Origin of the sequence: Streptomyces boncukensis (assembly GCF_011045075.1) — a bacterium.
In the GTDB taxonomy this organism is placed as follows: Bacteria; Actinomycetota; Actinomycetes; order Streptomycetales; family Streptomycetaceae; genus Streptomyces; species Streptomyces boncukensis.
In genome coordinates this window covers 1-12,431 of record NZ_JAAKZZ010000036.1, presented here as the reverse complement: position 1 = coordinate 12,431, position 12,431 = coordinate 1, and the positions used below count along the sequence as shown (strand labels likewise).

Here is a 12,431-nt window from a genome sequence, read left to right as displayed (position 1 = left end):
CCGCTGGGCGGCCGGTGTGCCCGGGACAGAGGATAGGGTCGGCACGCATGGGAGAGGACATAGTGTCCGGCGGCGGTAAGCGGCGGCTCGGTGTGATGGGCGGGACCTTCGACCCCGTCCACCACGGCCACCTGGTGGCCGCCAGTGAGGTGGCCGCGCGCTTCCACCTCGACGAGGTCGTCTTCGTGCCGGCCGGCCAGCCGTGGCAGAAGAGCCACAAGCGGGTGTCCCCGGCCGAGGACCGCTATCTGATGACGGTCATCGCCACGGCCTCCAACCCGCAGTTCTCGGTCAGCAGGATCGACATCGACCGCGGCGGCAAGACGTACACCATAGACACGCTGCGCGAGCTGCGGGAGCTCAACCCGGACACCGACCTGTTCTTCATCACCGGCGCCGACGCGCTCTCCCAGATCCTCAGCTGGCGCAACACCGAGGAGCTCTTCTCGCTCGCGCACTTCATCGGCGTGACGCGTCCCGGCCACGCGCTGGCGGACCCGGGGCTCCCGGACGGCGGCGTCTCGCTGGTGGAGGTCCCCGCGCTGGCGATCTCCTCCACGGACTGCCGCGCGCGGGTGGAACGCGGCGACCCGGTCTGGTATCTGGTGCCCGACGGCGTGGTGCGCTACATCAGCAAGCGGGGGCTGTACCGGGAGGGGGGTCCGCACGCGTGACGGACGGCTATGGGTACGACCCGTACGGCCAGGGCGGTCAGCAGCCGGAGCTCGTCGGGTACGACGAGTACGGCCGCCCCGTCTACCGGCAGCAGGACCCCGCCGCGTACCCCGGGCAGGACGGCTACGCGGCGCCCTACGACGCCTCCTACGACCCGTACGCGCAGCAGCAGGGGTACGACCCGTACGCCTCCTACGCCGCGCCCCAGCAGCCGGAGCAGCCCTCCGCGCCGTACCCGGGCCAGGGGCAGGACCCGCAGGGCTACGGCTACGACCCGTACGCCCAGCAGGCCCAGACCCGGACCCAGGCCGGGCAGGGGGAGTGGTTCCCGCAGCAGCCGCAGGCCCCGCAGCAGGAGCGGCACGCTCCGCGCGTCCCTCCCCAGGCGTCCGCGCCGGAGTCCGGCCCGGCCGCCGAGGGCGCCCCGTCCGACGGGCGCGAGTACCACACGGCGCAGTTCTCGTTCGTCGAGGAGCCCGACGAGGACTCCGAAGACGTCATCGACTGGCTGAAGTTCACCGAGAGCCGCACGGAGCGGCGCGAGGAGGCCAAGCGGCGCGGGCGGCACCGGGTCGTCGCACTGGTCGTCGCGCTGGTGCTGGTGGCCGCGGGCGGCGTGGGCTACCTCTGGTACGCGGGCATGCTGCCGGGCCTCGACGGCCCCAAGGACGACAAGAAGGCGGCGACGGGCGAGCGGCGCGACGTCATCGTCGTCCATCTGCGCACCACGGACGGCAAGGGCACCTCCACCGCCCTCCTCGTCGACAACGCGAGCGCGGCCGAGGGCACCTCCGTGCTGCTGCCGAACACCCTCGCCGTCTCCGGCGAGGACGGGAAGGCGACCACGCTCGGCAAGGCGGTCGAGGACGAGGGCGCCGGGCCCACCCGGGAGGCGCTGGGCACCCTGCTGGGCGCCGACATCAAGGGCACCTGGCGGCTGGACACCCCCTTCCTGGAGAACCTGGTCGAGCTGGTCGGCGGGATCGCCGTGGACGCGGACGCGACCGTGCCGGGCGGCAAGAAGGGCGCGGAGCCGCTGGTGCGCTCCGGCAAGGAGCGCGAGCTGGACGGCAAGGCGGCCGTCGGCTACGCCACCTACCGGGGCACGGGCGAGCCGCAGACCAAGCAGCTCGCGCGGTTCGGACAGGTGATGCAGGCGGCGCTGCGGAAGCTCTCCACCACCCCGGACGCCGCCACCAAGACCGTCCGGTCGCTCGGCCAGATCCCCGACCCCTCGCTCTCCGAGGGCCAGCTGGGCGCCTCGCTGGCCAAGCTCGCCGAGCACGCCAAGAAGGGCGCGTACCACACGCGGCTGCTGCCCGTACGCCCCAACGGCACGCTCAGTGAGCGCACCAGCGACACGGTGGTCAAGAAGATCCTCGGCGGCGCGGTGAAGAACACCGACCCGGACGCCGCACCGCGCGTGAACGTCAAGAACGGCAGCGGCCGCAAGGGCGCGGCCGACGCGGCCTCCGTGGCTCTGGTCAACGGCGGCTACCAGGTCGTCAAGGGCGGCGCGGCGGACTCCGCGCAGGCGAAGACGCTGGTCACCTACGCCGAGCCGGAGCAGAAGGCCAAGGCGGAGGAGGTGGCCAAGACGCTCGGCGTGGACACGTCAGTGCGCCGGGCCGACGGCGCGGCGAACGCGGACGTGAGCGTGGTGCTGGGCCGCGACTACGAGGGCTGAGGGCGCGCCGCCGGCCGTGAGACCCTGGAAGCTGATACGTACACGCCGACCGCGGGTGTGGCCGCGTACGCGTGACGCCCCCGTCCCCGACCCGAAAGCCTGCCTGTGACCGCCACGGACCGTGCCACCGAGCTGATCAACGCCGCCGCCCAGGCCGCCGCTGACAAGCTCGCCCACGACATCGTCGCCTATGACGTCAGCGACGTCCTCGCCATCACCGACGCCTTCCTGCTCGCCTCCGCACCCAACGACCGCCAGGTCAAGGGCATCGTGGACGAGATCGAGGAGCGGCTGCTGAAGGAGCTGGGCGCCAAACCGGCGCGCCGCGAAGGGGAGCGCGACGGCCGCTGGGTGCTGCTGGACTACGTCGATGTCGTCGTGCACGTCCAGCACAGCGAGGAGCGGGTGTTCTACGCGCTGGAGCGGCTCTGGAAGGACTGCCCGCAGCTCGACCTGCCCGAGGACGCGCGGGCGACCCGGGGCAGGGACGCGGAGCAGCAGGCGGCCCGCCAGGGCCAGGGATCGCAGGCGGCCGAGCTGGATGGAGAGCTGAGCTGAACGGGCACCCGGACACCTGCCGTGACCGCAGGATCGTGCTGTGGCGGCACGGCCAGACGGCGTGGAACCTGGAGCGCCGCTTCCAGGGGTCGACGGACATCGAGCTGACCGACGAGGGCCTCGGCCAGGCGCGGCGCGCGGCCCGGCTGCTGGCCGCGCTGCGGCCGGACGCGATCATCGCCTCGGACCTGAAGCGCACGGCGGTCACGGCGGCCCAGCTGGCGTCCCTCACCGGCCTCGACGTCACCCACGACGAGGCGCTGCGGGAGACCTTCGCGGGCGCCTGGCAGGGCCTGACGCACGACGAGATCGTCCGGCTGTACGGCGAGCAGTACGCCGCGTGGAAGCGGGGCGAGCCGGTGCGCCGGGGCGGCGGCGAACTGGAGACCGAGGTCGCCGACCGGGCCGCGCCGGTGGTCGAGCGGAGCGCGGACAAGCTGCCGGACGGCGGGACGCTCGTCGTGGTCAGCCACGGCGGCACCATCCGCACCACCATCGGCCGGCTGCTCGGCCTCGCGCCGCGCACCTGGGAGGCGCTGGGCGGGCTGTCGAACTGCAGCTGGTCCGTGCTGGGCGAGACCGCACGCGGCTGGCGGCTCCTGGAACACAACGCGGGCAGCCTGCCGGAACCGGTCCTGGGCGACGACGACTAGGACGGCGACCAGGACGGCGCCAGGGACGGCGACCAGGGGGTGTCGTGCGGCTCTCCGGCGGGCGGCGGACCGATTTCGCCTTTCACCTGGTCACCGGGTAAGCTGCTACTCGTTCGCGGCGCTCAGGCGCCCGGCACGGGGCTATAGCTCAGTTGGTAGAGCGCTTGCATGGCATGCAAGAGGTCAGGAGTTCGATTCTCCTTAGCTCCACACATCGGCTCGGCACATGAGCTCGACACAAGGCGAGAAGACCGAAGCCCTGCCCCGCCCGAAGGCGGGGCTTTTTCAATGCCTGCCGTGCGGCACGTCACCCGGAGCGCTGCCGCTCCGCCCGTATCCGGGACAGCGGGCGGGCGTGCAGCGGACAGCCGATCAGCGGGTCCTCCACCGAGCGGGCCTCGGCGACCAGCCTCCTGGTCTCGTCGTCGTACGGCGTGTACACCACGATCCTGGTCTCCGGTGCCAGGCTGATCTCCAGCGAGGTGGAGATCAGGCGCAGCCTGCCGACCGCGGCGTTCTGCACCCTCTTGACCCGCGTGCCCGGCGGTGCCACGTCCCCGCTCCGCCACAGCGCGGCGAACTCCGCGCTGGCCTCCGACAGCCGCTGGATGAAGTCCTCCCAGACGGGCTCGCCGACATGCCGGCCATAGGCCCCGCGCAGGGTGGCGACCAGCAGCGGCAGCTCCTCCTCGCGGTTGAGGATCGAACAGCAGCACCGCGGGACGCCGGCGAACAGGTGCCACAGCACGTTGCGCTCCTCCGGCCGCTCCGCGAGCAGCCAGGGGAAGACGCCGGCGTACGCCGCGTTGGCGGCCAGCACGTCGTACCGGCCGTTGTAGACCACGGCCGGGAGCGGATCCATCGCCTGGATGATGCTCCACACCTCGGAGTCGACCTGCTCCGCGTCGGCGGCCCGCGCGGGCGGGCACGGGACCTCCGCCAGGTGGTAGAGATGCTCGCGCTCGGCCGGGTCGAGCCGGAGGGTGCGCGCCACCGCGTCCAGCACCTGGGCGCTGGCGTTGATCCGGCGGCCCTGCTCCAGCCACGTGTACCACGTCACGCCCACGCCGGAGAGCTGGGCCACCTCCTCCCGGCGCAGCCCCGGGGTGCGGCGCCGGGGCCCGGCGGGCATGCCGACATCCGCGGGGGTCACCCGGGCACGGCGGCTGCGCAGAAAGGCGGCCAGCTCGGGGCGACGGGGCGCGGACCGCGGCGCGGACCGGGACGCGGACGGGGCCGGGGACGGGGGACCGGGTGCGATCGTGCTCACATCCTTCATCGTGCGGGCGGGGACGGCACGGTGCCAGGTGCTGTCGGTACCAGCATCACAGGGCTCTCGGAACCCTTACCGGAGCCGGGCCAGGGTCGGCGCATGGCTTCCACCTCCTCCACGGCGACGGCCGGCTCGTCGGCCGTCGACAGCTCCAGTAGAGCCCACGGCACTGACAGCGGGCCGGGCCCGCAGCAGCGCACGCGGCCCGGCCGGTTGCTGGCGCTCGTGCTCACCGGGCAGTTCATGGGCGTCCTGGACGCCTTCATCGTCAATGTCGCGGCCCCGGACATCCGTGCCGACCTGCACACGTCCGGTGCGGTGCTGCAGCTGATCGTCGCCGGGTACACCATCGCGTACGCGGTCCTGCTGATCACCGGCGCGCGGCTCGGCGGCCGGGCCGGGCACGGCCGGATGTTCCTGGGCGGCCTCGCCCTGTTCACCGCCGCCTCCCTGGCCTGCGGGCTCGCCGCCGGCCCCGGGCAGCTGATCGCCTTCCGGGTGGCGCAGGGCACCGGCGCCGGGCTGATGATGCCCCAGGTGCTCAGCCTGATCCAGCGCACGTTCACCGGCACCGCGCGCACCCGTGCGCTGGGGGCGTACGCCGCTGTCCTCGGCATCGGCGCCGGTGCCGGGCAGATCCTCGGCGGCGTCCTGGTCAGCGCGGACCTCTTCGGCACGGGGTGGCGGCCGGTCTTCCTCATCAACGTGCCGGTCGGGCTCGTCCTGCTGGCGGTCGGCAGGTCGGTCCTGGACACCCGGGGCACCGACCGCGAGGAGCGGCCCCGCGCGCTCGACCTGCCGGGGCTGGTGCTGCTCGCCGCCGCGGTGCTGCTGTTCACCGTCCCGGTGGTGCTCGGGCAGGAGCTGGGCTGGCCGCTGTGGGGCTGGGGGTCGCTCGCGCTGTGCGCCGTCGTCTTCACCGTCTTCGCGGTCCACGAGTCGCGGCTGTTCCGCAGGGGCGGCAGCCCGCTGCTGTCCCCGCTGGTGCTGCGCGCGCCGGGCGTCCCGCTCGCGATGTTCCGGATCTGCGCCATGATGGCCGTCAACGCGGGGTTCACCTTCGCGCTGATGCTGCACCTGCAGGGCGGCCTGGGACAGAGCGCGTTCCGCGCGGGCCTCGTGATGCTGCCGCAGTGCGTCACCTTCTCGGTGGCCGGAATGGTGTGGCGGCGGCTGCCCGCGCGCACGCTGCCCCTGCTGTCCCCCGGCGGCTTCCTGCTGGCCGCCGGGTGCTTCGCCGCTCTGGGAGCCGTGTTCGCGGACGGCGGGGACGGCGGGGCGGTCGTCTATGTGCTCACCGGTCTGCTGGGCGTGGGGCTGTCGCTGGCCTTCAACCCGGTGCTGGCCGGCGCGGTGGCGGGCGTGCGGCCCAGCGAGGCCGCCGACGCCAGCGGTCTTCTGGTGACCACGTCCCAGCTGGGACTGCTGGTGGGTGTGGCGGCCTACGGAGCGGTGTTCCTGGGAAGACTGGAGGCAGCGACAGGACCGCTCGCCGCACCGCGCGCGATGGCCCTGACATGTGCCGTGCTGGCGGCCGGCGCGGTGGCGGGAGCCCTCGGCGGGGCGGTGCGGGCACTGCTGGGCGGCTCCGGGCGCCCGTGACGCGCTCGTCCGCCGGCGCAGAGCGCCAGGGGACAGCGCGGGCGGATCGTTGACCGGGGCTTAGGAGACGGGGAAGAACGTGGCAGAATCGTGACGGCTGGAAGGGGGAAGGCCAGAGGGGAGGGACGAGTGCGATGTCGGCGAGGGTCCCCGATGAGGACGGCCCGGAGCCCGAGCTTCGGCCGGAGCACCTGCCGACCCGCCCGGACGCCCTGCAGTGCCCGTCCTGCGGTTCATCGAATGTCGCCCAAGTGCTCGGTGACAATGGAGGAGTTTCCTACGTGTGCACGGCTTGCGGCCACATCTGGAGCTGAGTGAGCGATGGGCGCACACAGCAGAAAGTGCGACTGGTGCGGCAGCGGTACCCCGATCGTCCGCGACATGGAGCCCGTCAACCCCGCGTACCAGTACTGGTGCGAGGACTGCGCGCGGGCGCTGATCATAAAGGGCGATCCGATCGAGACGTACCGCGAGCTCGACGGCGAGCCGATCTACGGCCGCCTGCTGGACGCTCACTGCACCCTCAAGCGGTTCTACTCGTTCGCGACGGCCTGAGGGCCCACAAGCCCGCAGTCCGAAGCCCCGCAGTCGAAGCCCCGCAGTCCGAAGCCCCACGGCCCGGGGCGCGGGGACCGGGAAAGCGATTTGGCATGAGGCGGGTGGGGGCGTGTACTGTTGGCTGAGCCGCCGAGGGGAAGCCCCCGGCGGACCAGATCCCGGGGCTATAGCTCAGTTGGTAGAGCGCTTGCATGGCATGCAAGAGGTCAGGAGTTCGATTCTCCTTAGCTCCACTCGGCTTCACAGGTAAGAGGCGATCGTCGTCCGCGGAGTGCGCGGCGCGGTCGCCTTCGTCGTGTGCACGGTGGTGCCCCGCACCCCTCTCGTGCTGTGCGGTACCCTGACCGCATGCGTGCCGCACGCCTTCTGCTTAGCAGGCCGCGCTGATCGGACCGGCCCTTCCGACGGGCCGGACTCGGCGCGGCTTCCCCTCCTGTGCGAGGGGTTTTTTCGTTTTGAGCGCTGGGCCGAGAACGCTGGCGACGGCTGAGCAGAGACGACTGATGGAGCTTTGAGGACGATGAGCGAGAAGACCACCGCCGCCGAGACCGCGGCCCCCCATCGCTACACGGCGGCCCTGGCCGCCGACATCGAGGCGCGCTGGCAGGACTTCTGGGAGAAGCAGGGCGTCTACGAGGCGCCGAACCCCGGCGAGGGCGATTTGGGCGGCGACCCGGAGCAGGTGGCCAAGCCCAAGAAGTTCATCATGGACATGTTCCCGTACCCCTCCGGTGCCGGGCTGCACGTCGGACACCCGCTGGGCTACATCGCCACCGACGTGTTCGCGCGCTTCCTGCGGATGACGGGCCACAACGTCCTGCACGCCCTGGGCTTCGACGCGTTCGGCCTGCCCGCCGAGCAGTACGCCGTCCAGACGGGCACCCACCCGCGCACCTCCACCGAGAGCAACATGGGCCAGATGCGGGCGCAGCTGCGCCGCCTGGGCCTGGGGCACGATCAGCGCCGAAGCTTCGCGACCATCGACCCGGACTACTACCACTGGACGCAGTGGATCTTCCTGCAGATCTTCAACGCCTGGTACGACACCGAGGCGGACCGGGCCCGCCCGATCAGCGAACTGGTCGAGCAGTTCGCGTCCGGCGAGCGGGGGACGCCGGACGGCTTCGGGCCGTGGGGCGAGCTGAGCGACCGCGAGCGCGCCGAAGTGCTGAGCGAGTACCGCCTGGCGTACGCCTCGGACGCGCCGGTCAACTGGAGCCCCGGACTGGGCACTGTCCTGGCCAACGAAGAGGTCACCGCGGAGGGCCGCTCCGAGCGCGGCAACTTTCCGGTGTTCAAGGCCCGGCTGCGGCAGTGGAACATGCGGATCACGGCCTACGCCGACCGCCTGCTGCGGGACCTGGACGCACTGGACTGGCCCGAGGCCATCAAGCTGCAGCAGCGCAACTGGATCGGCCGCAGCGAGGGCGCCCGTATCGACTTCCCCGTCGGCGGCGACAAGGTCGAGGTTTTCACCACCCGCCAGGACACCCTGTTCGGCGCCACCTACATGGTGCTGGCCCCGGAGCACCCCCTGGTCGACAGCGTCGTGCCGGACGCCTGGCCGCAGGGCGCCCGCCCGGAGTGGACCGGCGGCCACGCGACACCGGCCGAAGCCGTCTCCGCGTACCGCGCGCAGGCCGAGGCCAAGTCGGATGTGGAGCGCCAGGCCGAGGCCAAGGACAAGACCGGTGTGTTCACCGGCGCGTACGCCCGCAACCCGGCCAGCGGCGAGCGGGTGCCGGTCTTCATCGCCGACTACGTGCTGATGGGGTACGGCACCGGGGCCATCATGGCCGTTCCGGCGCACGACACGCGCGACTTCGCCTTCGCGCGCGCCTTCGAGCTGCCGATGCGGTGCGTGGTCGAGCCGTCCGACGACCGCGGCCTGGACCCGGCCGCCTGGGACGACGCCTTCGTCTCCTACGACGCCAGGATCGTCAACTCCTCGGGCGAGGGGGTCTCGCTGGACGGCCTGACCGTCGCCGAGGCCAAGGAGCGCATGACCCGCTGGCTGGAGGAGCGCGGCATCGGCGAGGGCACCGTCAACTTCCGGCTGCGCGACTGGCTGTTCAGCCGCCAGCGCTACTGGGGCGAGCCGTTCCCGATCGTCTACGACGAGGAGGGCATCGCGCACGCCCTGCCCGAGTCGATGCTGCCCCTGGAACTGCCCGAGGTCGAGGACTACTCCCCGCGCACCTTCGACCCGGACGACGCCGAGGCCCAGCCCGAGACACCGCTGTCGCGCAACGAGGAGTGGGTCGACGTCACCCTGGACCTGGGTGACGGCAAGGGCCCGCGGCGCTTCCGCCGCGAGACCAACACCATGCCCAACTGGGCGGGTTCGTGCTGGTACGAGCTGCGCTATCTGGACCCGTACAACAGCGAGAAGCTGGTCGACCCGGACGTCGAGCGGTACTGGATGGGCCCGCGCGAGGGGCAGCCCACCGGCGGCGTCGACCTGTACGTCGGCGGCGCGGAGCACGCCGTCCTGCACCTGCTGTACGCCCGCTTCTGGTCCAAGGTGCTGTACGACCTGGGGCACATCTCGTCCGCCGAGCCGTTCCACAAGCTGTACAACCAGGGCATGATCCAGGCGTACGTCTACCGCGACGCGCGCGGCATCGCCGTACCGGCCGCCGAGGTGGAGGAGCGCGACGGCGCGTACTGGTACCGGGGCGAGAAGGTCACCCGGCTGCTGGGCAAGATGGGCAAGTCCCTGAAGAACGCCGTCACTCCGGACGAGATCTGCGCGGAGTACGGCGCCGACACCCTGCGGCTGTACGAGATGGCGATGGGCCCGCTGGACGTCTCGCGCCCCTGGGACACCCGCGCCGTCGTCGGCCAGTACCGGCTGCTGCAGCGGCTGTGGCGGAACGTCGTGGACGAGACGACGGGCGAGGTCACCGTCGTCGACACGGAGCCCGACGAGGACACGCTGCGCGCCCTGCACAAGGCCGTCGACGGCGTACGGCAGGACATGGCGGGTCTGCGCTTCAACACCGCCATCGCCAAGATCACCGAGCTGAACAACCACGTCACCAAGGGCCGCGAGGTGCCCCGCTCGGTGGCGGAGCGCATGGTGCTGCTGATCGCGCCGCTGGCCCCGCATGTCGCCGAGGAGCTGTGGCGCCGGCTGGGCCACGACACCACCGTGGTCCACGCGGACTTCCCCGTCGCCGACCCGGCGTACGTCGTCGACGAGACCGTGACCTGCGTCGTCCAGGTGAAGGGCAAGGTCAGGGCGCGGCTGGAGGTCCCGCCGTCCATCCCGGAGGGCGAACTGGAGGAGCGCGCCCTGGCCGAGCCCGCCGTTGTCGCCGCACTGGACGGCGCGGACATCCGCAAGGTGATCGTGCGGGCGCCCAAGCTGGTGAACGTCGTCCCCGCGTGACGTCCCCTACGGGGCGGCTGAGGGGGCGGTCCGGGTTGCGGGGAACCCGCGGCCGCCCCCTCCCGTTTAGTCTGGTGGGGACAGGAACGGCGGGAGTGCGGCAGGCGGACGGACGAAGGAGCGGCCCGTGGAGTTCGTCATGGGTCTGGTGGCCCTGTTCTTCTTGACGTGTGTCGTCCTCGGAGTGATCGCCACCGTGCGTACGGTCCGCGCCGTGAAGCGGGGCGTGGAGCGCACCGGAGCGCAGGTCAGGCGCACCGTCGAGGAGACCACCCTGAAGGCCCGCGGCAGCCAGCCCGGCCCGGTCGGCGAGGTGGCCCGAGTGCGGATGGAACTGCGCGAGTCCATCGACGGCACGCGCCGCGCCCTGGAGACCGGCGCCGAGGCGGACCCCTCGCTGAGCGAGGCCATCGGCCTGCTGGACCGGCTGCACGACCACGCGCGGCAACTGGACGGCGAGCTGCGGCTGCTGATGGAGCGCGAGCCGGACCGCGCCCGGATAGCGGAGCGGCTGCCGGACGCGCGCGAGCGGATGCGGGCCATCAAGGAGTCCGCCGACTCCCTCCGCTTCGCCGCACAGGACAGGGCCCGGCGGTTCGACACCGACGAGCTGGACGCGCTGCGCGGCCAGATCGAGCTGGAGACGGGAGCGCTGCGGCACTGGCAGCCGCCCGAGACCCCCGAGGCCCCGGCCGCCCCGGAACCGGGGCCCGCGCTGGACGAGAGCGCGTCCGGCGAGGAGGCCAAGCGCCCGCTGCCGGGCATGGACAAGCGGCGCCCCCGGGGCGCCTCCTGAGCCCCCGGCCTCCGGTTACGCTCCTGCCATGTCCCGACCTGTCGCGATCGTCACCGACTCCACGGCCTATCTGCCCCGCGCGGAGCTGGAGCGGCACCGTATCGAAGCGGTCCCGCTGACCGTGGTCCTCGGCGGCGAGGCGCTGGAGGAGGGCACCGAGATCTCGGCCCGCTCGCTGGCCTCGGCCCTGCACGAGCGCCGCCCCGTCACCACCTCGCGGCCCAGCCCGGAGACCTTCGCGCGCATCTATCGCGCGGCGGCGGAGGAGGGCGCGGAGGGAGTCGTCTCGCTGCACCTGTCGGCCGAGATCTCGGGGACGTACGACGCGGCGGTGCTGGCCGCCAGGGAGGCGCCCGTCCCCGTCCGGGTGGTGGACTCCGGAGTGGTCGCCATGGCACTCGGCTTCTGCTGCCTCGCCGCGGCCCGCACAGCGGAGGACGGCGGCTCACTGGACGACGCGGTGGCGGCGGCCGAGAAGTGCGCCGAGGGCACCTCGGCCTACTTCTACGTCAACACCCTCGACTACCTGCGCCGGGGCGGCCGGATCGGCACCGCCCGGGCGCTGCTCGGCTCGGCCCTCGCCGTCAAACCGCTCCTCCAGCTGTCCGGGGGCCGGATCGAACTGCTGGAGAAGGTGCGGACGGCGTCCCGGGCCCTGGCGCGGCTGGAGGAGATCGTGGCGGAGTGCGCGGGCGACGCGCCCGTGGACGTCGCGGTCCACCACCTGGCCGCCCCCGAGCGCGCCGAGCACCTCGCCGAGCGGCTGCGGGGACGGCTGCCGGGGCTGCGCGGCCTCCATGTGAGCGAGGTCGGCGCCGTCATCGGCGCGCACACGGGCCCCGGCCTCCTCGGAGCGGTGGTCGCTCGCCGCTAGGCCGAGTCCGCTGGGCTGCTGGGTCCGGGCTGCCCCTTGCTGTTGCGTCGCAGGGCGCGGGGAACTGCGCGACCGGCCATGGCGACAGCCGCAGTCCGCGGGGTACGGGCAGGGGCAGCCCAGGCGCTGCGGCCACTCTTGTGGGGGACGGAGTTATCCACAACTCGCGGGTTATCCACGGAAATCCCGCAAGATCACCTCGTGGTGCGGCGGGTCCGTAGCGTCCTCGGACATGAGCGCACGAGCAGGTGACGCACCAGAGCGCCACACCCAGATCCCTCTCCCCGGCTTTCCCGACGCCCCCGCTGAACCTCCCGCCGCGGATCCGGCCTCCGGCTCCGGCCCGGGCTCCGCCCCCGGC

General features: G+C 72.6%; 11 protein-coding genes and 2 tRNA genes. 12 read left to right on the top strand and 1 reads right to left on the bottom strand.

Annotation, left to right across the window (positions count from 1 at the left end):
• Positions 1 to 47: 47 nt before the first annotated feature.
• The 5 genes from nadD to G5C65_RS05955 all read left to right on the top strand — a co-directional run bounded on the left by nadD (position 48) and on the right by G5C65_RS05955 (position 3,783).
• A complete protein-coding gene (gene nadD, locus G5C65_RS05975; protein ID WP_165297566.1) occupies positions 48 to 674 on the top strand; it encodes a nicotinate-nucleotide adenylyltransferase in 627 nt (208 codons plus the stop codon).
• Positions 671 to 2,362, top strand: a complete 1,692-nt coding sequence (locus G5C65_RS05970) for a LytR C-terminal domain-containing protein (RefSeq protein WP_165297565.1) — start codon at positions 671 to 673, stop codon at positions 2,360 to 2,362. Before nadD ends, G5C65_RS05970 begins: the two co-directional genes overlap by 4 nt.
• A gap of 105 nt (positions 2,363 to 2,467) precedes the next feature.
• Entirely contained in the window at positions 2,468 to 2,920 is a 453-nt protein-coding gene (rsfS, locus tag G5C65_RS05965) for a ribosome silencing factor (protein ID WP_165297564.1), read from the top strand.
• Positions 2,917 to 3,573: a histidine phosphatase family protein gene (locus G5C65_RS05960; RefSeq protein WP_165297580.1), complete on the top strand. Its 657-nt coding sequence runs from the start codon at positions 2,917 to 2,919 to the stop codon at positions 3,571 to 3,573. The genes rsfS and G5C65_RS05960 overlap by 4 nt, the downstream gene beginning before the upstream one ends.
• Before the next feature lie 137 nt (positions 3,574 to 3,710).
• Positions 3,711 to 3,783 (top strand) — tRNA-Ala (locus G5C65_RS05955).
• A gap of 97 nt (positions 3,784 to 3,880) precedes the next feature.
• Here G5C65_RS05955 and G5C65_RS05950 read toward each other — a convergent pair.
• Positions 3,881 to 4,852: a helix-turn-helix transcriptional regulator gene (locus tag G5C65_RS05950; RefSeq protein ID WP_165297563.1), complete on the bottom strand. Its 972-nt coding sequence runs from the start codon at positions 4,850 to 4,852 to the stop codon at positions 3,881 to 3,883.
• 93 nt (positions 4,853 to 4,945) lie between these two features.
• Between G5C65_RS05950 and G5C65_RS05945 the strand changes: the two genes are divergently transcribed.
• From G5C65_RS05945 to G5C65_RS05920, 7 genes are all read left to right on the top strand, one after another.
• Positions 4,946 to 6,448 carry an MFS transporter gene (locus G5C65_RS05945; protein ID WP_165297562.1) on the top strand — a complete coding sequence of 501 codons (1,503 nt, stop codon included), beginning with the start codon at positions 4,946 to 4,948 and terminating at the stop codon, positions 6,446 to 6,448.
• A 134-nt stretch (positions 6,449 to 6,582) separates the two neighbouring features.
• A complete protein-coding gene (locus G5C65_RS40680; protein ID WP_420903284.1) occupies positions 6,583 to 6,762 on the top strand; it encodes a hypothetical protein in 180 nt (59 codons plus the stop codon).
• 7 nt (positions 6,763 to 6,769) lie between these two features.
• Entirely contained in the window at positions 6,770 to 7,003 is a 234-nt protein-coding gene (locus G5C65_RS05940; protein WP_165297561.1) for a hypothetical protein, read from the top strand.
• Between the two features lie 163 nt (positions 7,004 to 7,166).
• Positions 7,167 to 7,239: transfer RNA gene (locus tag G5C65_RS05935), tRNA-Ala, on the top strand.
• Positions 7,240 to 7,526: 287 nt separating this feature from the next.
• The gene (gene leuS, locus G5C65_RS05930) at positions 7,527 to 10,400 is read left to right on the top strand and encodes a leucine--tRNA ligase (RefSeq protein ID WP_165297560.1); all 2,874 of its coding nucleotides are present in this window, start codon (positions 7,527 to 7,529) and stop codon (positions 10,398 to 10,400) included.
• A 127-nt stretch (positions 10,401 to 10,527) separates the two neighbouring features.
• Positions 10,528 to 11,196 (top strand): hypothetical protein, encoded by a 669-nt coding sequence (locus G5C65_RS05925; protein WP_338146248.1) that lies wholly within the window; start codon positions 10,528 to 10,530, stop codon positions 11,194 to 11,196.
• Positions 11,197 to 11,224: 28 nt separating this feature from the next.
• Positions 11,225 to 12,070, top strand: coding sequence for a DegV family protein (locus G5C65_RS05920; RefSeq protein ID WP_165297559.1), 846 nt, complete (start codon positions 11,225 to 11,227; stop codon positions 12,068 to 12,070).
• Positions 12,071 to 12,431: the final 361 nt, after the last annotated feature.

Coding starts and splice junctions, on each gene's coding strand:
- G5C65_RS05950 (WP_165297563.1), bottom strand. CDS start 4,852: ATGAAGGATGTGAGCACGATCGCACCCGGTCCCCCGTCCCCGGCCCCG.
- leuS (WP_165297560.1), top strand. CDS start 7,527: ATGAGCGAGAAGACCACCGCCGCCGAGACCGCGGCCCCCCATCGCTAC.
- nadD (WP_165297566.1), top strand. CDS start 48: ATGGGAGAGGACATAGTGTCCGGCGGCGGTAAGCGGCGGCTCGGTGTG.
- G5C65_RS05940 (WP_165297561.1), top strand. CDS start 6,770: ATGGGCGCACACAGCAGAAAGTGCGACTGGTGCGGCAGCGGTACCCCG.
- G5C65_RS05945 (WP_165297562.1), top strand. CDS start 4,946: ATGGCTTCCACCTCCTCCACGGCGACGGCCGGCTCGTCGGCCGTCGAC.
- G5C65_RS40680 (WP_420903284.1), top strand. CDS start 6,583: ATGTCGGCGAGGGTCCCCGATGAGGACGGCCCGGAGCCCGAGCTTCGG.
- G5C65_RS05920 (WP_165297559.1), top strand. CDS start 11,225: ATGTCCCGACCTGTCGCGATCGTCACCGACTCCACGGCCTATCTGCCC.